Origin of the sequence: Phenylobacterium montanum, assembly GCF_018135625.1 — a bacterium.
Lineage (GTDB): Bacteria > Pseudomonadota > Alphaproteobacteria > Caulobacterales > Caulobacteraceae > Poindextera > Poindextera montana.
In genome coordinates this window covers 636127-656609 of sequence record NZ_CP073078.1, presented here as the reverse complement: position 1 = coordinate 656609, position 20483 = coordinate 636127, and the positions used below count along the sequence as shown (strand labels likewise).

19 protein-coding genes and 1 pseudogene are annotated in these 20483 nt (G+C 66.8%); 6 read left to right on the top strand and 14 right to left on the bottom strand.

Going from position 1 to position 20483, the window contains the following annotated elements; translation table 11 throughout:
- Positions 1-61: 61 nt before the first annotated feature.
- Positions 62-991: a hypothetical protein gene (locus KCG34_RS02975; RefSeq protein ID WP_211938917.1), complete on the top strand. Its 930-nt coding sequence runs from the start codon at positions 62-64 to the stop codon at positions 989-991.
- 37 nt (positions 992-1028) lie between these two features.
- Here the strand turns inward: KCG34_RS02975 and lpdA are convergent, their stop codons facing one another.
- The 8 genes from lpdA to gatB form a co-directional block, all read right to left on the bottom strand.
- The gene (gene lpdA, locus KCG34_RS02970; protein WP_211938916.1) at positions 1029-2429 is read right to left on the bottom strand and encodes a dihydrolipoyl dehydrogenase; all 1401 of its coding nucleotides are present in this window, start codon (positions 2427-2429) and stop codon (positions 1029-1031) included.
- A 15-nt stretch (positions 2430-2444) separates the two neighbouring features.
- Positions 2445-3779: a pyruvate dehydrogenase complex dihydrolipoamide acetyltransferase gene (locus tag KCG34_RS02965; RefSeq protein WP_211938915.1), complete on the bottom strand. Its 1335-nt coding sequence runs from the start codon at positions 3777-3779 to the stop codon at positions 2445-2447.
- A gap of 24 nt (positions 3780-3803) precedes the next feature.
- On the bottom strand, positions 3804-4226 hold the full coding sequence (locus tag KCG34_RS02960) for a GFA family protein (RefSeq protein WP_211938914.1): 423 nt from the start codon (positions 4224-4226) through the stop codon (positions 3804-3806).
- Positions 4226-4633: a GFA family protein gene (locus tag KCG34_RS02955; RefSeq protein ID WP_249138194.1), complete on the bottom strand. Its 408-nt coding sequence runs from the start codon at positions 4631-4633 to the stop codon at positions 4226-4228. Before KCG34_RS02955 ends, KCG34_RS02960 begins: the two co-directional genes overlap by 1 nt.
- Positions 4630-5967 carry a pyruvate dehydrogenase complex E1 component subunit beta gene (locus KCG34_RS02950; RefSeq protein ID WP_211938913.1) on the bottom strand — a complete coding sequence of 446 codons (1338 nt, stop codon included), beginning with the start codon at positions 5965-5967 and terminating at the stop codon, positions 4630-4632. Before KCG34_RS02950 ends, KCG34_RS02955 begins: the two co-directional genes overlap by 4 nt.
- Positions 5964-6995 (bottom strand): pyruvate dehydrogenase (acetyl-transferring) E1 component subunit alpha, encoded by a 1032-nt coding sequence (pdhA, locus tag KCG34_RS02945; RefSeq protein ID WP_211938912.1) that lies wholly within the window; start codon positions 6993-6995, stop codon positions 5964-5966. Before pdhA ends, KCG34_RS02950 begins: the two co-directional genes overlap by 4 nt.
- A gap of 74 nt (positions 6996-7069) precedes the next feature.
- Complete coding sequence (locus KCG34_RS02940; RefSeq protein ID WP_211938911.1) at positions 7070-7366, bottom strand: FtsB family cell division protein; 297 nt, start codon at positions 7364-7366, stop codon at positions 7070-7072.
- A gap of 203 nt (positions 7367-7569) precedes the next feature.
- Complete coding sequence (gene gatB, locus KCG34_RS02935) at positions 7570-9066, bottom strand: Asp-tRNA(Asn)/Glu-tRNA(Gln) amidotransferase subunit GatB (RefSeq protein ID WP_211938910.1); 1497 nt, start codon at positions 9064-9066, stop codon at positions 7570-7572.
- 118 nt (positions 9067-9184) lie between these two features.
- Here gatB and KCG34_RS02930 point away from each other — a divergent pair, with 118 nt between their 5' ends.
- Positions 9185-9535: a hypothetical protein gene (locus KCG34_RS02930; RefSeq protein ID WP_211938909.1), complete on the top strand. Its 351-nt coding sequence runs from the start codon at positions 9185-9187 to the stop codon at positions 9533-9535.
- A 69-nt stretch (positions 9536-9604) separates the two neighbouring features.
- On the opposite strand, the gene KCG34_RS02925 is transcribed toward KCG34_RS02930, so the two are convergent.
- The 3 genes from KCG34_RS02925 to gatC all read right to left on the bottom strand — a co-directional run bounded on the left by KCG34_RS02925 (position 9605) and on the right by gatC (position 12280).
- A complete protein-coding gene (locus KCG34_RS02925) occupies positions 9605-10438 on the bottom strand; it encodes an alpha/beta fold hydrolase (protein ID WP_211938908.1) in 834 nt (277 codons plus the stop codon).
- 82 nt (positions 10439-10520) lie between these two features.
- Positions 10521-11993: an Asp-tRNA(Asn)/Glu-tRNA(Gln) amidotransferase subunit GatA gene (gene gatA, locus KCG34_RS02920; protein ID WP_211938907.1), complete on the bottom strand. Its 1473-nt coding sequence runs from the start codon at positions 11991-11993 to the stop codon at positions 10521-10523.
- Complete coding sequence (gene gatC / locus KCG34_RS02915) at positions 11993-12280, bottom strand: Asp-tRNA(Asn)/Glu-tRNA(Gln) amidotransferase subunit GatC (protein WP_211938906.1); 288 nt, start codon at positions 12278-12280, stop codon at positions 11993-11995. The genes gatA and gatC overlap by 1 nt, the downstream gene beginning before the upstream one ends.
- A 134-nt stretch (positions 12281-12414) precedes the next feature.
- Between gatC and ruvX the strand changes: the two genes are divergently transcribed.
- Complete coding sequence (ruvX, locus tag KCG34_RS02910; RefSeq protein WP_211938905.1) at positions 12415-12882, top strand: Holliday junction resolvase RuvX; 468 nt, start codon at positions 12415-12417, stop codon at positions 12880-12882.
- Between the two features lie 122 nt (positions 12883-13004).
- Here ruvX and KCG34_RS02905 read toward each other — a convergent pair whose 3' ends face one another.
- Together KCG34_RS02905 and KCG34_RS02900 are read right to left on the bottom strand one after the other, a co-directional pair.
- A complete protein-coding gene (locus KCG34_RS02905; protein ID WP_211938904.1) occupies positions 13005-13829 on the bottom strand; it encodes an SPFH domain-containing protein in 825 nt (274 codons plus the stop codon).
- A gap of 168 nt (positions 13830-13997) precedes the next feature.
- The gene (locus tag KCG34_RS02900) at positions 13998-14258 is read right to left on the bottom strand and encodes a hypothetical protein (RefSeq protein WP_211938903.1); all 261 of its coding nucleotides are present in this window, start codon (positions 14256-14258) and stop codon (positions 13998-14000) included.
- Between the two features lie 74 nt (positions 14259-14332).
- On the opposite strand from KCG34_RS02900, the pseudogene KCG34_RS02895 reads away from it, so the two are divergent.
- The 3 genes and pseudogenes from KCG34_RS02895 (at position 14333) to KCG34_RS02885 (ending at position 19488) form a co-directional block, all read left to right on the top strand.
- Positions 14333-15347: pseudogene (locus tag KCG34_RS02895) on the top strand (aspartate carbamoyltransferase catalytic subunit).
- The gene (gene pyrC / locus KCG34_RS02890) at positions 15347-16663 is read left to right on the top strand and encodes a dihydroorotase (protein ID WP_211938901.1); all 1317 of its coding nucleotides are present in this window, start codon (positions 15347-15349) and stop codon (positions 16661-16663) included. Before KCG34_RS02895 ends, pyrC begins: the two are co-directional and overlap by 1 nt.
- A gap of 524 nt (positions 16664-17187) precedes the next feature.
- Entirely contained in the window at positions 17188-19488 is a 2301-nt protein-coding gene (locus tag KCG34_RS02885) for a TonB-dependent receptor (protein ID WP_211938900.1), read from the top strand.
- 37 nt (positions 19489-19525) lie between these two features.
- Here the strand turns inward: KCG34_RS02885 and KCG34_RS02880 are convergent, their stop codons facing one another.
- Positions 19526-20230, bottom strand: coding sequence for a GntR family transcriptional regulator (locus tag KCG34_RS02880; RefSeq protein WP_211938899.1), 705 nt, complete (start codon positions 20228-20230; stop codon positions 19526-19528).
- Positions 20231-20483: the final 253 nt, after the last annotated feature.

Genomic DNA, 20483 nt, shown 5'->3' with positions numbered 1-20483 from the left:
TCCCCGATCCTTTTCGCGAGGGCTCGCCGGCCACCTGGGCCGCCCCTCGGAGTCCCGATCCATGCATTCCAAATACGCGGCGGCTACAGCGGCCCTCCTCGCCCTGAGTCTGGTTCCGGCAATGGCGCAGGCCTGCGCCTGCGGATGCGACCAGTTCGACGTCGGCGGCCCGGACATGAACCCGGCCGGCCGTGGCGGCGAGGCCTTCCTGGAATACGACTATGCGGACCAGAGCCAGAACTGGTCCGGCGACCGCTCCGCCCCGGCCTCACAGAACGCCGACAAGGAGATCCGCACCCACTTCGTCACCGCCGGACTCAAGTCCAAGCTGAGCCAGGATTGGGGCGTCCTTGTCGAGGCGCCGATCTGGAGCCGCACCTTCCGCACCGAGACCGACGCGGGGACCGGCGTCGACCGCTTCAGCGACACCGCGCTCGGCGACATGCGCGTGGTGGCGACCTATACGGGCCTGTCAAAGGACCAGTCCAGCGGCCTGATCGTTGGGCTGAAGCTGGCGACCGGAGACTGGAAGCACGCCGGCTTCGATCGCGACACCGAGATCGGGACCGGCAGCACCAACCTTTTGCTGGGCGGCTTTCATTCCGGCATGCTTAGCCGCGACGGCGCCTGGGGCTACTATGCGCGCGTTCTGTGGGACAAGCCGCTGGCCGGCCAGGGCGGCTATCTGCCGGGCCAGGAGGTGACGGCGGCCGCCGGAGTCTCCTACGACATGCCGCGCTTCATGACGGCGCCGGTGCACGTGATCCCGCTGCTGCAGGTTCTCGCCTCCACCCACGCCCGAGACGGCGGACGGGCCGCTAACCCGGCCGACACCGGCTATACGCGGATGCTGCTGTCGCCCGGGATCGAGCTCACCACCGACAAGTGGGGGCTCTATGCCGACGTCGAGGTTCCCCTCTATCAGCACGTCAACGGAAACCAGCTCACGGCGCCGGTTCTGGCCAAGCTGAGGGCCAGCCGGCGGTTTTAGCCCCGCCCAGGCCCAGGACGCGGACGGGGCTCACGTCCTACAGGTGCAGAACCTGGCCGTAGGCGTCAAGGCTGGCCTCGTGCATGGCTTCGCTCATGGTCGGGTGCGGGAACACCGTTGCCATCAGTTCGGCCTCGGTGGCTTCCAGGGTCATGGCGAGCGCGAAGCCCTGGATCATCTCGGTGACCTCGCCGCCGATCATGTGCGCGCCCAGGAGCGCGCCGGTCTTTGCGTCGAACACGGTCTTGACGAAGCCCTCGGTCTCGCCGGCGGCGATGGCCTTGCCGTTCACCCGGAACGGGAACCGGCCGACCTTGACCTCCAGGCCCTTGGCCTTGGCTTGGGCCTCGGTCAGGCCGACTGAGGCGACCTGCGGCTGGGCGTAGGTGCAGCCGGGGATCGGGGCGTCGATCTTGACCGGGTTCTTGCCGGCGATGTGCTCGACGCAATGCACGCCCTCGTGGCTGGCCTTGTGCGCCAGCCAGGGCGCGCCGGCGACGTCGCCGATGGCGTAGAGGCCGGGGACATTGGTTGCGCCATGGCCGTCGATGACGATGTGGTCGCGGTCCAGCTTCACCCCAAGCGCTTCCAAGCCGAGATTCTCGACATTGCCGGCGATGCCGACGGCGACGATGGCCTTTTCCGCCTCCAGGGTCTCGGCCTTGCCGCCAGCCTCGAGCGCGATGGATACACCGGCCTTGGTCTTGGACAGCTTGGTGACCTTGGCCCCGACCTTGAACTTGATCCCTCGTTTGGCGAAGGCCTTCTGGGCGGCGGCCGAGACCTCCTCATCCTCCACAGGCAAGATGCGGTCCACCGCCTCGACCACCGTCACCTCGGCGCCCAGGGCGCGATAGAAGCTGGCGAATTCGATGCCGATGGCGCCCGAGCCCACCACGATCAGCGACTTGGGGCAGGCCTTGGGGACCATGGCCTCGCGATAGGTCCAGATGGCGTCCCCGTCCGGCTCCAGGCCGATCGCCGGGATGGTGCGGGCTCTGGCGCCCGTGGCCAGGATCACCGCCTTGGCCTGCAGGGTCCGCGAGCCGCCGGCCTTCAGGGCCACCACCACCTTGGGCGCGGGCGAGCCTTTTTCCAGTTTGGCGGTCCCGTCGATCACCTCGACCTTGTTTTTCTTCATCAGGAAGGCGACGCCCGACGACAGCTGCTTGGAGACCCCGCGCGAACGCTCGACGATCTTGGTGAAGTCATACGAGCGGCCCTCTGCGGCCAGGCCATAGTCGGCCAGGTGGCCCAGCTGTTCGTAGACCTCGCCGGACTTGAGCAGGGCTTTGGTCGGGATGCAGCCCCAGTTCAGGCAGATGCCCCCCAGGTTCTCGCGCTCGACGATGGCGGTCTTCAGGCCCAGTTGGCCGGCGCGGATCGCGGCGACATAGCCCCCGGGACCGGCGCCGATGACGATCAGGTCAAAATCCATGACGGGTCTCAGTCCTCAAGCCAGCATCACGATGGGGTCTTCGACCATGGCCTTGAAGGCCTGGAGGAAGCGCGAGCCGATGGCGCCGTCGATCACCCGGTGATCGCAGGTCAAGGTGACGGTCATCACCGTGGCGATGGCCAGCTCGTCACCGTTCTTGCCCGAGCGCACCACTGGCCGCTTCTCGCCGGCGCCGACGCTGAGGATCGCCCCCTGCGGCTCGTTGATGATCGAGGCGAAGGACTTGATGCCCATCATGCCCAGGTTGGAGACGGTGAAGGTGCCGCCCTGGAACTCTTCCGGCTTCAGCTTCTTGGTCCGGGCGCGCTCGGCCAAATCCTTGGTCTCGGTGGCGATCTGGGCCAGGCCCTTGGTCTCGCAGGCGCGAATGATCGGGGTGATCAGGCCGCCGTCGACCGCCACCGCCATGGCCACGTCCGCATGGTGGTGCATCGCGATGCCTTCGGGGGTGTAGCTGGCGTTGGCTTCCGGGATCTGGCGCAGCACGGTGGCCACGGCCTTCAGCACCAGATCGTTGACGCTGGCCTTGACCCCGTTCTTTTCCAGAAGGCCGTTCAAGCGCGCGCGGGCTTCCAGCAGGCGATCGATCTCGATGTCGATGGTCAGCGGGAAATGCGGCACGTCGCGGAAGCTTTCGGTCATCCGCCGGGCGATGGTCTTCCTCATGCCGTCCAGGGGGACGAGCGTGTAGGAGCCGGCCGGGATGCCCATCTGCTCCAGGCTCTGGACCTGACGGGCCGGGGCGGCGGAGATGGCCGGCGCCGCGCTGGGCGCCGCAGCGGGCGCCGCTGCTGCTGCAGGCGCCTCGCCCTGGGCCGCCTCGACGTCACGGCGGATCACCCGGCCATGCGGGCCCGAGCCCTGGATCGAGCGGATGTCCAGCCCGGCCTGGGCGGCGAGGCGCAGGGCAAGGGGCGAGGCCAGCACGCGGTCGCCGTCAGCCTTGGCCGGGGCCTGCGCCGCTGGCATTGGCGCAGCAGGTGCAGGTGTTGGCGCCGGTTCGGGCGCCTTGGCGGGCTGGGGTGCGGGTTCAGCCGCCTTGGGCGCCGGCGCGGCGGCAGGAGCCGGCGCAGGCGCAGGCGCTTCGCCCTCCCCGGCCAGGCGGGCAATCGGGGCGTTGACCTTCACCCCTTCGGTGCCTTCCGGCACCAGGATGGACTCGACCACGCCCTCGTCGACGGCTTCCACCTCCATGGTCGCCTTGTCGGTCTCGATCTCGGCGATCACGTCACCGGAGCTGACCTTGTCGCCAGGCTTCACGTGCCATTTGGCGAGGGTGCCCTCCTCCATGGTCGGAGACAGGGCGGGCATCAGAACGTCGATGGACAAGGGGTCTTCTCCTCGGGCCTCTAGCTAGGCGGCCAGGGTCAGGGAGGCGGGCGTCCATTTCGCTCGCCGCCGCGCCAGGCGCGCCGCATCGGTTTCTTCTTCGTAGTCCACCGGCTCGGCCGCGCCCAGGGTCAGGCCCTGGATGTCGGCGCCGGTGATGTTCAAGGTGGCGTAGAGCGCGCCGTCGATCTCGCACAGCGCCGCCACATAGGTTCCGCACTCGCCGCAGATCAGCATGTCGATGCCCTTGCGGCCGAAGCGGTAGCGATGCAGCGACGCCGCCTCGGCTGAAATCGCCAGGCTCCCGGCCGGATCGCTGACATTGCGCGCACCATGCCGGCGGCAGAACGAGCATTGGCAAGCGCGAAGGCTGAGCGCCGCCGGCGACGGCGTCTCGAAGGCGACCTTCAACCGGCCGCAGTGGCAGGCGCCATCAAACCGCGCCATCAGCCGGGCTCCCGGCTCAGATGGGCCAAGGCGGCGGCGTGGACCTCCCAGTTGCGGCCGTCGAAAGGCTCGACCACGATCGCCAGGCTGTCCGGATCGTCGAGACAGCGCGCGTTGACCGACCAGCCGTCCGGATTGGAGCGCGGGCGATAGAAGCTCTTCACGCCGCAGACCTTGCAGAAGCTGTGATCGGCGACGCCGGTGTTGAACCGGTAATGGGTGATCGCTTCGCCGCCCTGGGTCAGACGGAACCGGCTCTCGGGCACGATAATGTGGATGAAACCCACTTTCTCGCACATGAAGCAATTGCAGGCCTGCGCCTCGACGCGGCCCGGCAGGGCCGCCTCGAAACGCACGGCGCCGCAATGGCAGCCGCCCGAACGCCAGACCAGGTCGGCCGTGCTCACCTGTAGCTGACCGCCTTGGCCGCCTGGACGATCTTGTCGACCGTCGGCAGGGCCAGGGCCTCCAGGTTGGCGGCATAGGGCATGGGCACGTCCTCCTGGTGGACGCGGGCCGGCGGGGCGTCGAGATAGTCGAAGGCGTGCTCGATCACACGCGCCACCACCTCGGCGCCGACGCCCATGGGGCCCCAGCCCTCCTCGCAAGTGACGATGCGGTTGGTCTTCTTGACGCTTTCGACGATGGTCTCGTGGTCCAACGGGCGCAGGGTGCGCAGATCGATCACCTCGGCCTCGATGCCGTCCTTGGCCAGGACCTCGGCGGCCTCGAGCGCCAGGCCGACCATCCGCGAGTGGGCGGTCAGGGTGACGTCGGCGCCGACGCGGCGGATCTTGCACTTGCCGATCGGGGCCACGAAGTCGCCCTCCGGCACGTCGAACTCGTGGCCATACATCATCTCGTGCTCGAGGAAGATGACCGGGTTCGGGTCGCGGATCGCGGCCTTGAGCAGGGCCTTGGCGTCGGCCGAGTCATAGGGCGCGATCACCTTCAGGCCCGGCACATTGGCGTACCAGGCCGAATAGTCCTGGCTGTGCTGTGCCGCCACGCGGGAGGCGGCGCCGTTCGGGCCACGGAACACGATCGAGCAGCGGATCTGGCCGCCCGACATGTAGAGGGTCTTGGCCGCCGAGTTGATCAGGTGGTCGATCGCCTGCATGGCGAAGTTGAAGGTCATGAACTCGACGATCGGCTTCAGGCCGGCCATGGCCGCGCCAACGCCGAGGCCGGCGAAGCCATGCTCGGTGATCGGGGTGTCGATCACCCGCTTGTCGCCGAACTCCTGCAGAAGGTCGCGGCTGACCTTGTAGGCGCCCTGATACTGGGCGACTTCCTCGCCCATCAGGAACACGTCCGGGTCGCGACGCATCTCTTCGGCCATAGCGTCGCGCAGGGCGTCGCGGACCGTGACCTTGGCCAGCTTGGCGTCGGCCGGGATTTCAGGATCGAGCAGCTTCACGCTGGGCGTCGGCGCCGCCCTGGGCGCCGCCGGAGCGGGCGCAGGTTCGGGCGCGGGCGCCGGTGTCGCCGCGGCGCCATTGCCGCCGGCCAGGCGGGCGATCGGGGCGTTGACCTTGACCCCTTCGGTCCCTTCAGGAACCAGGATGGCCTCGACCACCCCTTCATCGACGGCCTCGACCTCCATGGTCGCCTTGTCGGTCTCGATCTCGGCGATCACGTCGCCTGAGGAGACCGTGTCCCCGGCCTTGATAAGCCACTTGGCCAGGGTGCCCTCTTCCATGGTCGGCGAGAGGGCGGGCATCAATACGTCCACGCTCATTGGGCGGCCGTCTCCAGATAGACATCGGTGTAAAGCTCGGAGGGGTCCGGCTCGGGGGCGGTGCGGGCGAACTCGGCGGCCTCGGCGACGATGCGCTTGACGTCGGCGTCGATGGCCTTCAGCGCGGCTTCGTCGGCCATGCCCAGGCTCTCCAGCCGCTCCTGCAAGTGATCGATCGGGTCGCGAGTCTTGCGCACCGCGTCGACCTCTTCGCGCGTGCGATACTTGGCCGGGTCCGACATGGAGTGGCCGCGGTAGCGGTAGGTCTTCATCTCCAGGATGAAGGGGCCTTTGCCTGAACGCGCGTGCTCGGCGGCCATGGCCCCGGCCTCGCGCACCGCCAGCACGTCCATGCCGTCGACCTCGGCGCCCTGGATATTGAAGCTGTTCCCGCGCTTGAACAGGTGCGTCTCGGACGAGGAGCGCTCGACGCTGGTGCCCATGGCGTACTGATTGTTCTCGATGACGTAGACCACCGGCAGCGACCAGAGCTCGGCCATGTTGAAGCTCTCATAGACCTGGCCCTGGTTGGCCGCGCCGTCGCCGAAGTAGGTGAAGGCTACGTTACCGTTGTCACGATAGCGATTGGCCATGCCGAGCCCGGTGCCCAAGGACACCTGGGCGCCGACGATGCCGTGGCCGCCGTAGAAATGGGCGCTGGTCGAGAACATGTGCATCGAGCCACCCTTGCCCTTCGACGCGCCCGCGGCGCGACCGGTCAACTCGGCCATGACTTCCTTGGGGTCCATGCCGCAGGTCAGCATGTGGCCGTGGTCGCGATAGCCGGTGATCACCTGGTCGCCCGGCTTCATGATGCTTTGCATGCCGACGGCGATGGCTTCCTGGCCGATATAGAGGTGGCAGAAGCCGCCGATCAGACCCATGCCATAAAGCTGGCCCGCACGCTCCTCGAAGCGCCGGATCAGCAGCATCTCGCGATAGTATTTGAGCAGGTCGTCCTTGCTCGGGACATCAACCGCGCCCACAGCTTTCGCCGGGGCTTTCGCCGCCTTGGCAGCTCTCGCCATCCGCCTCTCCTCACCGATCCCTAGCGCTGGACACATCAACGCATCGGGACCGGCTTTGGAATCGCCGGACCCGATCAGGGTTTCGTGCGGATCACATAGTCCCTAGGGTCAACCAAGCCTAGCTGCCTTCTGCTGCGTTCCTCCAGAAGATCGGCGGAAAGGCTGGAATCGCGCAGAAGCCGCGCACGCAGCTCCAGGTCCTTGCGTTCGGCTTCGAGCTTGGCCAATTCGACCGACTTTTCCTGCAGCGTGGCGTTCCGCTCGGGCTGGGTCAGCAGTCCGCGATCCCCCGTAAGCGCTTGATATCCAAAATAAATGATCAAGAGCGCGAGGATGGTGGTCGGCAGGAAGGTGCGCAGTTGCGCGAACATGACGGGCGACTCAAGCAGCGATACCGCGATGATAGAGCATTCCTGAACAAGGTTAAGCCAAGCTTATCGGGTTCGGCCGGGCTAAACTTATCAACGGTCAGTCCCGCATGAATTTTTTTCGTCGGCGACCAGAAAAAAGGCGTCCGCGTCACGGGCTGTGACAACGGACGCCTGAATACGTATTCGCCTGGGGCTGCAGGTGCTCAGGCGATGCCGAGCTTGGCCTTCAGCAGGTCGTTGACCACGCCCGGATTAGCCTTGCCGCCGGTCTCGCGCATCACCTGGCCGACGAACCAGCCGATCGCCTGGGGCTTGTCCTTGACGGCCGCAGCCTTGTCCGGATTGGCGGCGATCAGCTTGTCGATCGCGGCCTCCAGCGCGCCGGTGTCGCTGACCTGGACCAGGCCATGCTTCTCGACGATCGCCGCCGGGTCGCCCTCGCCCGCCCACATGTGTTCGAACACGGTACGCGCGATCTTGGAGGAGACCACGCCCTCCTCGATGAGCTTGACCAGGCCGGCGATCGCCTCGGGCTTGATCGGGCTGTCGTCGATGTCGTGGCCGCCTTCGGACAGTTTGGCCAGGAGGCCGTTGGTGATCCAGTTGGCGGTCAGCTTGGCGTCGCGGCCCCGGGCGGCCTTTTCGAAGAAGTCCGCGCGCACGCTCTCGGTCACCAGCACCCCGGCGTCGTAGGCCGACAGGCCATACTCGCTTTGCAGCCGCGCCTTCTTGGCGTCGGGCAATTCCGGCAGGCCGGCCTTGATCCCTTCGATCCAGCTCTGCTCGAGCTCCAGCGGCAGAAGGTCGGGGTCCGGGAAGTAGCGGTAGTCGTGCGCCTCTTCCTTGGACCGCATCGAGCGGGTCTCGCCCTTTGTGGGGTCGAACAGGCGAGTCTCCTGCACGATCGAACCGCCGTCTTCGAGGATCTCGATCTGACGGCGCGCCTCGTACTCGATCGCCTGCTGGATGAAGCGGTAGGAGTTGACGTTCTTGATCTCGCAACGCGTGCCGAGGTGGCTGAAGCTTCCGCTCTCGCGATACTTCTCATAAGCGCCGGGGCGGCAGACCGAGACGTTCACATCGGCGCGCAGATTGCCCTTCTCCATGTCGCCGTCGCAGGTGCCCAGATAGCGCAGGATGGTCCGAAGCTTCTTCACATAGGCGGCGGCCTCTTCAGACGAGCGCATGTCCGGCCGGGACACGATCTCCATCAGGGCGGTGCCGGCGCGGTTCAGGTCGACATAGGTCCAGTCGGGATCCTGGTCGTGGATCGACTTGCCGGCGTCCTGCTCCAGGTGCAGCCGTTCGATGCGCACGGTGAAGGTCGAGCCATCATCCCGTTCGACCAGGATCTCGCCCTCGCCTACGATCGGATGGGCGAACTGGCTGATCTGATAGCCTTGCGGCAGGTCGGGATAGAAATAGTTCTTCCGGTCGAAGCGTGACCAGGCGTGGATCTGCGCCTTCAGGCCCAGGCCCGTGCGCACGGCTTGCTCGACGCAATGGCGGTTGATCACCGGCAACATGCCGGGCATGGCGGCGTCCACCAGGCTGACCTGCTCGTTCGGCCCGGCGCCGAAACCCACGGCGGCGCCCGAGAACAGCTTGGCCCTCGAGGCGACCTGCGCGTGCACCTCGAGGCCCAGGACGATCTCCCAGGGACCGGTGCGGCCTTCTATAACTTTGCTGGTGTCGGTCATGGCGCCTTCCTAGCACCTTCGCGCCGAAGGGGAAGACCGATGCGCGCCTTGCCAGCGCCTCGATTTGCCGCTTACCTGCCGCGCGCGCATCTTAACACCATTCAAACGGGAGAAACCCATGCGGAAGACGACTATCCTCGCCCTGGCCGGCGCCGCGTTCAGCCTTGCCTTCGCAGGCGTCGCCGCGGCCCAGAACACCCCCGCTCCCGCTGCGCCGGCGGCGACCGCGCCAGCCGCGCCAGCCGCTGGGGCCCTGACCATCGATTCGCCGATCGAGGACCTGCTGAACAACGCCGGCGCCAAGGCGGTGCTGGCCAAGGACATGCCCAAGCTCCTGGCCTACGACCAGCTGGACATGATCAAGTCGATGAGCCTGCGCCAGATCTCGCAATATCCGCAGGCCGAACTGGACGACACCAAGCTCAATGCGATCCAGACCGACCTGAACGCGGCCGCGTCGGCCAAGTAGGCGCCTCGCAAAGCAAGGTCATCGCCTGACCATCGGATCTGGCGATGACCTTTTTGGGCCCTGCGCGCCTCAGGCGGCGAAGGCCAGGATGTCCCGGTTGACCTCGTCCATGTGGGTCACGAACAGGCCGTGCGGCGCGCCGTCATAGACCTTGAGCACCGAGCCCGTGACACCCTGGGCGGTGATGCGTCCGGTGAGGTCCAGCGGCGCAGAGGCGTCCTTGTCCCCGTGCAGGATCAGCATCGGTCGGTCGATTTCACCCAAATCCGCGCGCAGATCGGCGTTCACCATCGCCTTATTGGCCGCGATAGCCACCGGAACCGGCGTTTCGCGCAGCTGATCCACCAGCCATTCGACCATCTGGGGTGACGTCTCCGACGTAACGAAGGGCGCCTTGTTGTCGTCGATCCACTTGGGAAAATCGGTTCGCCAGGCTTCGCGCAACTCTTCGAAATAGGTCATGGGGGCGCCGAAGGGGTTGTCTTCCTTGGCCAGGACGCAGGGGGTCACCGGCGCCAGCAGCACCACCTTGGCCACCCGCCTTGAGCCGTGCCGCGTCAGGTAACGAACGATCTCGCCGCAGCCCATGGAGTGACCGACCAGGGTCACGTCCTCCAGCCCCAGCTGGTCGATCACCGCCGCCAGGTCGTCGGCCAGGGTGTCGATGTCGAAGCCGCGCGAGGTGGGGTCCGACCGGCCATGGCCGCGGCGGTCATAGGCGATGCAGCGGAAACCCTGCTCGCTCAGATGGGCGACCTGATAGGCCCACATGGCGCTGGACATGGCCCAGCTGTGAACGAACACCATCGGCCGGCCCTGGCCCCAGTCGCGATGGAACAGGCGCATCCCGTCGCGGGTGCGGATTTCGACTGCCTTGGCCAGGGTGGCGCTGTCACTTTGCATGATCGTCTCTCCTCAGCGGTTGAGACGACCATCGCGGAAGCGTGGGCGGCGGGCGATTACGCGCCAGGTAATAAAGTGGCGCCTACCACCACTTTTCCGGCTTGGCCTTGAAGGCGGCGGCCTTTTCCACCGCGCCGGCCAGGGAAAACAGGGTCCCCTCGTCCAGCGGCCGGCCGATCAGCTGCAGGCCCAGCGGCAGGCCATTGGCGTCCAGCCCGGCCGGAACGCTGATCCCCGGCAGGCCGGCCAGGTTCACGGTGACGGTGAAGATGTCGTTCAGGTACATCGCCACGGGATCGGCGCTGTTTTCGCCGAGGCCGAACGCGGCCGAGGGCGCCGTCGGCGTCAGGAGCGCGTCGCAGGTCTCCCAGGCCCGGTCGAAGTCGTCGGCGATGCGCCGGCGCACCTTCTGCGCCTTCAGGTAGTAGGCGTCGTAGTAGCCGTGGCTCAGCACATAGGTGCCGATCAGGATCCGCCGCTTGACCTCGGTCCCAAATCCCTGGGCGCGGGTCTCTTCATAGACGTCGGTCAGCGACTTGGCATCGGCGCGCAGGCCATAGCGCATGCCGTCGTAGCGGGCGAGGTTCGAGGAGGCCTCGGCCGGGGCCACGATATAATAGGCTGGAAGGGCGTATTTGGTGTGCGGCAGGGAGACATCGACGATCTCGCAGCCGGCCTCCTTCAGCCACTCGACGCCCTTTTGCCACAGCGCGTCGATCTCGGCCGGCATGTTGTCGACCCTGTATTCCCGGGGCACGCCGATGCGCAGGCCCTTGACCGGCTTGCCGACGAAGCTGGCGAAATCCGGGACATCCACGTTCAGGCTTGTGGAGTCCTTGGGGTCGTGGCCGCTCATCGAGGTCAGTAGCATGGCCGCGTCCTCGACCGTCTTGGCGATCGGGCCGGCCTGGTCGAGCGAGGAGGCGAACGCCACCACGCCCCAGCGCGAGCAGCGGCCATAGGTCGGCTTGATGCCCACGGTGCCGGTGAAGGCCGCCGGCTGGCGGATAGAGCCGCCGGTGTCGGTGGCCGTGGCGCCCAGACACAGGTCCGCCGCCACCGCTGCGGCCGAGCCGCCCGAGGAACCGCCCGGCGTCAGCGGCTTGTTCGAGGCGCCCGAGCGCCAGGGATTGGTCACCGGGCCGAAAGCCGAGGTCTCGTTGGAGGAGCCCATGGCGAACTCGTCCATGTTCAGCTTGCCCAGCATCACCGCCCCGTCGCGCCACAGGTTGGCGGTGACGGTGGATTCGTAGGTCGGCTTGAAGTCGCCCAGGATCTTCGAGCCGGCGGTGGTGCGCACACCCTCGGTGCAGAACAGGTCCTTGATGCCGAGCGGAATCCCCTCCAGCGGGCCGCCCTCGCCCTTCGCGATACGGGCGTCGGAGGCTTCGGCCATGGCCAGAGCCTGGTCGGGAGTCTCGACCAGATAGGCGTTCAGCGGCCGCGCGGCGGCGACCGCTTCGACATGCGCCTGGGTCAGTTCGCGCGATGAGAAGGTCTTGGCGCGAAGGCCGACCGTGGCGGCCTTCAGGGTCAGCCGGGTGAGCTCGCTCATTATTCGACCACCTTGGGCACGACGAAGAAGTTCCGGTCCGAACGCGGGGCGTTGGCCAGCACCCGGGCGGGATCGCCGCCGTCGGTGACCACGTCCTCGCGCATCGGCAGGGCGGCCTTGACCACCGAGGTCATCGGCTCGACGCCTTCGGTGTCGACCTCGGCCAGTTGCTCGATCCACTGCAGGATACCGGACAGCTCGCGCGCCAGGGGCTCGAGCCGGTCTTCCGGTTCGCGGATGCGGGCGAGGCTGGCGACCTTTTTGACGGTCGCCGCGTCGATGGCCATGGGGCGGGTCTCACGCTGGGGTTTGTTCCGCGCACGGGTTACTCGCCCGGGCCTTGTTTTGACAAGGCCCGTCTACAAGAAGGAAGGAGGCCTTGCTTTGACAAGGCCCGTCTCAAGGAGGATGAGCCTCGTCCATGCCCGTGCTCGACCTGACCGACCTGCCTGCCGCCCTCCCCGCCATGACCCCACTGTTCGGCCTGGATCTCGGCGAAAAGACCATCGGCGTCGCCGTCAGCGACGTCACCCGCATGATCGCCAGCCCCCTGGAGCTGATCCGCAAGGGCAAATTCACCGACGACGCGGGTCGGCTGCTCAAGCTGATGGACGAGCGCGGGGCCAAGGCGGTGGTGATCGGCCTGCCGGTGAACATGGACGGGACCGAGGGGCCGCGCTGCCAGTCCAGCCGCGCTTTCGGCCGCAACCTTCTGCGCCTGCGCGAGGATCTGGTGGTCGCCTTCTGGGACGAGCGACTGTCGAGCGCCGCGGTGAACCGCATGCTGATCGACGAGGCCGATGTGACGAGGGCTCGGAGGGCCGACTTGGTCGACAAGGCGGCGGCTGCGTACATCCTGCAGGGCGCGCTGGATCGGCTGGGGTCATAGGTTTGTGCGTGGTTCGAGACGCCCGCTGACGCGGGCTCCTCACCATGACTACGATAGTGAAGCTTCAACAAACCTCGTCATGGTCAGGAGCGGCCCGAAGGGACGCGTCTCGAACCACGCACCTACTTCTCGATATTGATGAACGGCACCCCACCCGAGGTCACCTGGGGCAGCTTGCCGTCCCATTTTTCGATGGCGCGGATCCTCAGCACCTCGGGGTTGGCGCGGATGGCGGCGCCTTCGATGTTGAGGGCCTGGGCCTTGCCTTGAGCCTCGGCGATGGCCTGCTGCGCCTGGGCCTGGACGGTGGCGACCTTGGCCTGGGCGGCCAGGGCCTCCTGCTCGTTGGCGATGCGGGCGTTGATCTGGGCCAGCACCGTGTCGGGCACGCGCACATTGCCGGCCCAGAACAGCCGCTCGACCCTCAGGCCATAGGGGGCGAAGAAGCTCTGCACGTCGTGCTGCACGTTGTTCAAGAGTTCGGCCTTTCGCGGCCCATAGATCTCGTCGACGTTCAACTGCGAGGCGCGGGTGACCAGGCTGTCGCGGATAGCGTTGCGCATCGGGCCGCTGATCAGGCCGTCTGTGTCGGTGCGGTACTTCTGATAGAGGATCGCCGCCTTGGCCGCGTCCACCGAATAGCTGACGGCGATGTCGGCCGAGAGGCCCAGGCCCGACTTGTCCTGGAACACGAACGCCTGATCCTCGGCCTTACCCTCGGTCGCCGAGGCCGAGTAGGTATAGGTGTTGGTGAAGATCGGATATTCCTCGATATGCGTGCCGAAGGGGGTGAAATACCAGCCGACCCCCAGGGTCTCCTGCTGCACCCCGGCGTTGGAGCCGAAGTTGTTGACCTTGATGCCCACGTGGCCGGGGCGCACCTGGCCGCAGGCGGCGAGCCCGATGGCGGCTAAGGCCACCAGAGCGTATCTTGCGAAGATTTTCACGGCTGAGCTCCCTTGAGGCGCTTTGCAGAGCGGCCCTGCGTCCTTCGAGACGGCCGCTTTGCGGCCTCCTCAGGATGACTAAGATATTGGATCATAAAAATAATAGTCATGGTGAGGAGCGGTGCGAAGCAGCGCGTCTCGAACCACGCACAAGGCCAGCTGCGAGCGTCATTGCGGCCCGTACAGCCGCGCCTTGATCTCGCGCTCGCGGCGCAAGGTCCTGATATCGCGTATCGCCAGGGCCGCGGCGACCAGGATCACGGCCCCGGCCAGCGGCCAGCAGGCCACACCGGTCCAGAAGGCCAGGTTGCTGCGGATGTTCATCAGCATCGGCGCGGCGAAGGCCGCCAGCGCAAAGGCGAGCACCGCCGCTGCGACCAGCTCGACCACGATGCGGAGCACAAGACCGTTGGTGGACTTAGACGTCACTGCGCGCTCGACTCGACGATAGGGCGAAGCTTAGCACGGCGCGACCGGGGCTGGCGAGGCGAACCGGCGCCCTCTTGGCGCGGGATGCGAACCCGCCTAGAAGCGGGGCTCATGACCCCGCCGGCCCCAGGTTTGGACGACGTCCGCGCTCGGACCTTCCCGTTTCCCAAACGCCATTTCACTTCCGCCACCGACCTCGAGCGGCTCGAGGTGCTCAGCCTTCTCGACCTGGCCGACAGCTTCGTCGCCCTGAACCGCCAGAAGGCCAAGAAGCTCGACCTGCTTAAGGGTCGAACGCTGATGAACCTCTTCTTCGAGAACTCGACCCGCACCCAGAGCTCGTTCGAGCTGGCCGGCAAGCGGCTGGGGGCGGACGTGGTCAACATGAGCCCGCGCTCCTCGTCCATGGCCAAGGGCGAGACCCTGATCGACACGGCCGTGACGCTCAACGCCATGCAGCCGGACCTCCTGGTCGTGCGCCACGCCTCCTCGGGCGCCGCCTCGCTGCTGGCGCAAAAGGTCGACTGCAGCGTGATCAACGCCGGCGACGGCAAGCACGAGCACCCGACCCAGGCCCTGCTAGACGCCCTGTCGCTGCGCCATGCCTTCGGCGACATCTCGGGCCTCTCCGTCGCCATCTGCGGCGACGTCGCCCACAGCCGGGTCGCCCGTTCGAACCTGATCATGCTGCAGATGCTGGGCGCCCATGTGCGCCTGGTCGGCCCGCCGACCCTGATCCCGGGCGCGGCCAAGAACTGGGGCGTGGAGGTGTTCCACGACATGCGCGAGGGCATCACCGGTGTCGACGTGGTGATGATGCTGCGCCTGCAGCTCGAGCGCATGACCGGGGCCCTGGTCCCTTCGACCCGCGAATATTTCCGCTTCTATGGCCTCGACCGCGAAAAGCTGGCCTGCGCCAAGCCGGGCGTGAAGGTGATGCACCCGGGGCCGATGAACCGCGGGGTCGAGATCGATTCCGACATCGCCGACGACCTGACGGTCAGCCTGATCCAGAACCAGGTCGAGATGGGCGTGGCCGCGCGCATGGCCGTGCTGGCCTCGCTGGCCGCGCGCCTGGACAACGCCTGATGACCTCGCAGCAACCCGCCCCGCCCCTCGCCCCCCCTCTCGCGCTCGTCAATGCGCGCCTGGTCGATCCCGCCAGCGGCTATGACGGCCCAGGCTCGGTCCTGATCGAGAACGGCCTGGTGGCCGATGTGGTCCGCGCCCCTTCGCCCGGCGCTGTCGCCCAGGACATCGCCGCGATCGACTGCCAGGGCGCCCTCCTGATCCCCGGCCTGGTCGACATCCGCGTCAAGACAGGTGAGCCGGGCTCGGAGCCCAAGGAGACGCTGAAGTCCGCCGCCCGGGCCGCCGCCGCCGGGGGCGTCACCACCGTGGTGCTGCAGCCCGACACCGATCCGGTGATCGACGAGCCGGCCATGGTCGACTTCATCCAGCGCCGCGCGCGTGACATTGGCCTGGTGCATGTGCACGTGGCCGGCGCCGCGACCAAGGGCCTGGAAGGCTCCAAAATGGCCGAGATTGGCCTGATGCGCGAGGCGGGCGCCCTCTACATCACCGACGCCGACCGGGTGATCGCCAACAGCCTGGTAATGCGCCGGGTGATGACCTACGCCAAGGGCTTCGGCGCCCTGGTCGCCCACCGCCCGGCCGACCCCTACCTGTCCGACGGCGCCGCGGCCACCGAGGGCGACTTCGCCGCCCGCATGGGCCTGCCGGGCGTCTCGGTGATGGCCGAGCGGATCATGCTGGAACGCGACCTGGCCCTGGCCGAGCTGACCGGCGCGCCGCTGCTGGTCGACCAGATCAGCTGCACCGAGGGGCTGGAGAGCCTGAAGCGGGCCAAGGACAAGGGGGTCAAGGTCTGGGCCACGGCCTCGATCAACCACCTGACCTTCAACGAGCTGGACGTCGGCGATTACCGCACCTTCTACAAGCTCAGCCCGCCCCTGCGCGGCGAGGACGACCGCCAGGCCCTGATCGAAGCCCTGGCCAGCGGCCTGATCGACGTGATCGTCTCGGCCCACGCCCCCGCCCCCGCCGAGGACAAGCGCCTGCCCTTCGAAGAAGCCGCGCCCGGCGCCGTAGGCCTTGAGACCCTGCTCCCCGCCCTCCTCGCCCTGCATCACGACGACCGAGCCCCCCTGATCGACCTCGTGGCCGCCGTCACCTCGAAACCCGCGGACCTCCTCGGCCTCGAAGCCGGCCGCATCGCCAAGGGCAAGCCGGCGGACCTGGTGCTGTGCGACCTGAACGCGCCTGTGGTGATCGACTCCGACCACCTGCTGTCGAAGTCGAAGAACTCGCCGTTCGATGGGCGGAAATTGCAGGGGCGCGTGCAGAGGACGCTGGTAGGCGGGCGGGAGGTTTATCGGGCGTGAGCGGCCCGCGCTATCCGCCTCACGGGCGTTCGCGACGAGATCTTGGCCAATCGTCGTTGCGGTTGACGTAAAGAATACAACGCCAAAGCCACCAAACGACCCATGCCAGGGACAACCCGCCCCCAAAAACCATACCGCCAATTCGCCAAGGGTCTGGAAGCAGGCTGGCGGGAATCACGAACACTAAGCCAAGTAGAATCCCTACCGTCAGGGAATTGGAGTATCGCGAGAGCATTGTCTCGGAGATATCTTTGTCGACCCAGTCAACAATTCTCTTGATGGCTTCCATCGAGCAAACTCACCACAGATAGTAGAAAGCCGCAACTGCTACGCTAGGAGAATGTAGACCCGGCCAACCTCGCCGGTTGAAAACGTCATCGGTGGAAAATTGGCCAAGCTATTTCGAGCACAGCGATTCTCGCCCCTGTGGCGCCAAAGCCATGACCCGCGTTCTTGTCCGTGGCTTGGTTGACACAAGCGTCACGTGAGCGTCACAAGCCCCCAAACATTTCAGGGGACAATCCGTGATCGCATCGACCCTCCGCTCGCGCCGTGGGGCGCATCTGCTATTGGCCGGCGTCTCCAGCCTGGCCGTGACCTTCGCCGCCGGCGCCGCCCTGGCCCAGACCGCGCCTGCCGCCCAGGCCAGCGCCGCTCCAGCGACCGACGAAGTCGTCGTCACCGCCTCCCGCCGCGAAGAGCGCGACATGGACGTGCCGGTGGCGGTGAGCGCGGTCTCCGGCCAGAAGCTAGACGTCTTGAACTCCTCCGGCCTCGACATCCGCTTCCTGTCGGCCAAGACCCCCAGCCTGATCGTGGAGTCCTCGTTCGGCCGCACCTATCCGCGCTTCTATATCCGGGGCCTGGGCAACACCGATTTCGACATCAACGCCGCCCAGCCGGTGTCGGTCGTCTATGACGACGTGGCGCTGGAAAGCCCGCTCCTGAAGGCGTTCCCGGTGTTCGACCTCTCGGGCGTCGACGTGCTGCGCGGCCCGCAAGGCACCCTGTTCGGCCGCAACACCCCGGCCGGCGTGGTCAAGCTGGACTCGGCCAAGCCGACCGACAGCTTCGGCGGCTATGGCTCGCTGTCCTACGGCAGCTTCAACACGGTCAACGCCGAGGGCGCGGTCAACCAGCCGCTGGGCGATGGTTTCAGCGCCCGCCTGTCGGCCCTGGTCGAGCATCGCGACAACTGGGTGCACAACACCGCCACTGGCCCGCTGGTGTTCACGCCGCACAAGCTGGAAGGCTATACCGACATCGCCGCCCGGCTGCAGATCGCCTATGACAATGGCGGCCCGTTCACGGCCCTGCTCAACATCCACGGCCGCGACCTGGACGGCACGCCGCGGGTGTTCCGCGCCGGCGCCTTCCAGCCTGGCAGCAACAACTTCGCCCCCGGCTTCGACGTCTACAAGGTGGCCCTCGACGGCCCGTCGGCCCAGACCCTGCGCTCGGGCGGCATCGACCTGCACCTGAACTACAAGTTCGCGGGCCTTGGCGTGCTGCACTCGATCACCGCCTTCGAAGCGGCCAAGGTGCGCAGCGTCGGCGACATCGACGGCGGCGCCAACTATGTGGGCTTTCCGGCGACCGGGCTGAACAACGCCCTGTTCTGGGACGCGACCGGCGACAAGGCCACGCCCAAGGAGTTCAGCCAGGAGCTGCGCTTCGAGACCGAGCAGTTCGGCAAGTGGCGCGGCCAGGTCGGCCTCTACTATTTCAACCAGCGCCTGACCTATGACGAGATCGACTACGCCCAGCCGACCCTGGCCAATCCGCGCCTGGTGATCGACAGCACCGTCGGCCACCTGAACCACAACGAGAACTTCGGCGCCTTCGCCTCGGTCGAGTACAAGGCCACCGACGCCCTGACCGTCCGCGGCGGGCTGCGCTATTCCAACGACGACAAGAACGACAAGATCTGGGGCAACGCCCTGTTCCCCGCCGTGCCCGTGCAGGCCAACGGCAATATCGTGCCGGTCACCACCAAGGTCAGCGGCGACAATGTCTCGGGCGACCTCAGCGCGACCTATGTGGTCACCCCGCACGTCAACCTCTACGCCCGCGTCGCCACCGGCTATCTCGGCCCGGCGATCCAGGACCGGGTCAATTTCGGCTCGGTGCCGGACACGGCGCGCAATGAGACCACCACCTCGGGCGAAATCGGGGTCAAGGCCCAACTGTTCGATCGCCGCGTGCACATCGACTTCGACATCTACGCCAACGAAACCAAGGACCTGCAGCTGACCGCCGTCGGCGGCGCGGTCAATTCGGCGGCGCTGCTGAACGCCAAGAAGGTGGTCGGGAACGGCGTCGAGACCGACATCCAGGCCCGGCCGATCGACAACCTGACCCTGACCGCCGGCGTCAGCCACAACTTCACCAAGATCGAGGACGGGACCATCTCGGTCGCCCCCTGCGGCGCCGGCAATTGCACCGTCACCGATCCGCTGAACGCCCAGGGCAACGCGATCCTGAACGGCAATCCCCTGCCCCAGGCGCCGCAATGGGTGGCCAACTGGACCGCCCGCTACGGCATTCCGATGGCGAACGGCGGCGAGGTGTTCGCCTATACCGACTGGTCCTATCGCAGCGAGCTGAACTACTTCCTCTACACGGCCAAGGAGTTCACCAGCCGGCCGGAACTGCAGGGCGGCCTGCGCGTGGGCTACCTGACCCCGCGCAAGACCGAGTTCGCGGTGTTCGTGCGCAACATCACCAACCAGATCCGCGCCGAAAGCGCGATCGACTTCAACAACCTGACCGGCATGGTCAACGACCCGATCACCTGGGGCGTAGCGGTGAAGTCGAAGTTCTAGGTGGATAGAGCCCTTCCCTCATCGAGGGGGAAGGGCTCTAACTCCAGCTCGTCCGCCCGATCAGGCCCATGCCGTCGGCGATGTCGCCGGCGATGGCGCGGCGCAGGCTATCGGCGTCGCCGGCCTCGATGGCGTCCAGCGCCACCCGGTGCTGGTCGACCAGGTTGGCGGTGCCATAGCGGCCATAGACCACCCGCATGAACGGGCCGAACTGCAGCCACAGCGTCTCGATCAGCCGATTCAGGGTCGGCCGGTTGTTGGCGCGGTACAGGGCGAAGTGGAACTCGAAGTTCTTCTCCATGTAGCCGATGACGTCGCCATTCTCCATGGCGGTGTCCAAGGCGGCGTCGATCTCGCGCAGCTGCTTCATCTTGGCCGGCGTGATGTGCGGCAGGGCCTGGACCGCGGCCTCCGGCTCCAGCAGCAGGCGGCAGTCCAGCAGGTCCGTGAACCGCTCTGGGTTCATCGGCGGCACTTCGATCTTGCGCTTGGAGCGGATCGCCACCGCCCCTTCCGCCGCCAGGCGGCTCAGCGCGTCGCGGACCGGCATCTGGCTGACGCCCAGCTCGAGCGCCAGGCCGCGGGTCGAGAGGCCGACGCCCGGGACGATCTTGCCTGTGATCATGCGCCGGCGAAGGTCGTCGTAGATGCTGGCGTGCAGCACCGGCTCGACTGCCGGCTCCAAGTCCTCGACCTCGGCGACCGATTGCGCCTTGCTCTTCCCCGTCGAGGCGTTCGCCATCGGCACCCCTGTCGCTCAGCTTGCTCCGTCCGCGGATTGCGGGCTGGAAACGACATATAACTGCGATCCCACATTTTCGGTAGCGCGGCTTATGCGGCGCATGATCTCACACGGGGATCGCGCTTTTCGCTCAAGCTTCGCAGTGGGTTTGCGATCACAGGCCGCCTGTGACCGGAAATTCTAGCCGGCCTGAGGTCAGGGCCTCGCCGCCCCTCAATTCGCATCGCGGCCCGGAATTTGGCGGATAGAGCCC

What these genes read in the sequence shown, in the direction of transcription:
- KCG34_RS02975 (WP_211938917.1), top strand. Translation starts at nt 62, where the DNA reads ATGCATTCCAAATACGCGGCGGCTACAGCGGCCCTCCTCGCCCTGAGT.
- lpdA (WP_211938916.1), bottom strand. Translation starts at nt 2,429, where the DNA reads ATGGATTTTGACCTGATCGTCATCGGCGCCGGTCCCGGGGGCTATGTC.
- KCG34_RS02960 (WP_211938914.1), bottom strand. Translation starts at nt 4,226, where the DNA reads ATGGCGCGGTTTGATGGCGCCTGCCACTGCGGCCGGTTGAAGGTCGCC.
- KCG34_RS02950 (WP_211938913.1), bottom strand. Translation starts at nt 5,967, where the DNA reads ATGAGCGTGGACGTATTGATGCCCGCCCTCTCGCCGACCATGGAAGAG.
- pdhA (WP_211938912.1), bottom strand. Translation starts at nt 6,995, where the DNA reads ATGGCGAGAGCTGCCAAGGCGGCGAAAGCCCCGGCGAAAGCTGTGGGC.
- KCG34_RS02940 (WP_211938911.1), bottom strand. Translation starts at nt 7,366, where the DNA reads ATGTTCGCGCAACTGCGCACCTTCCTGCCGACCACCATCCTCGCGCTC.
- gatB (WP_211938910.1), bottom strand. Translation starts at nt 9,066, where the DNA reads ATGACCGACACCAGCAAAGTTATAGAAGGCCGCACCGGTCCCTGGGAG.
- KCG34_RS02930 (WP_211938909.1), top strand. Translation starts at nt 9,185, where the DNA reads ATGCGGAAGACGACTATCCTCGCCCTGGCCGGCGCCGCGTTCAGCCTT.
- KCG34_RS02925 (WP_211938908.1), bottom strand. Translation starts at nt 10,438, where the DNA reads ATGCAAAGTGACAGCGCCACCCTGGCCAAGGCAGTCGAAATCCGCACC.
- gatA (WP_211938907.1), bottom strand. Translation starts at nt 11,993, where the DNA reads ATGAGCGAGCTCACCCGGCTGACCCTGAAGGCCGCCACGGTCGGCCTT.
- gatC (WP_211938906.1), bottom strand. Translation starts at nt 12,280, where the DNA reads ATGGCCATCGACGCGGCGACCGTCAAAAAGGTCGCCAGCCTCGCCCGC.
- ruvX (WP_211938905.1), top strand. Translation starts at nt 12,415, where the DNA reads ATGCCCGTGCTCGACCTGACCGACCTGCCTGCCGCCCTCCCCGCCATG.
- pyrC (WP_211938901.1), top strand. Translation starts at nt 15,347, where the DNA reads ATGACCTCGCAGCAACCCGCCCCGCCCCTCGCCCCCCCTCTCGCGCTC.
- KCG34_RS02880 (WP_211938899.1), bottom strand. Translation starts at nt 20,230, where the DNA reads ATGGCGAACGCCTCGACGGGGAAGAGCAAGGCGCAATCGGTCGCCGAG.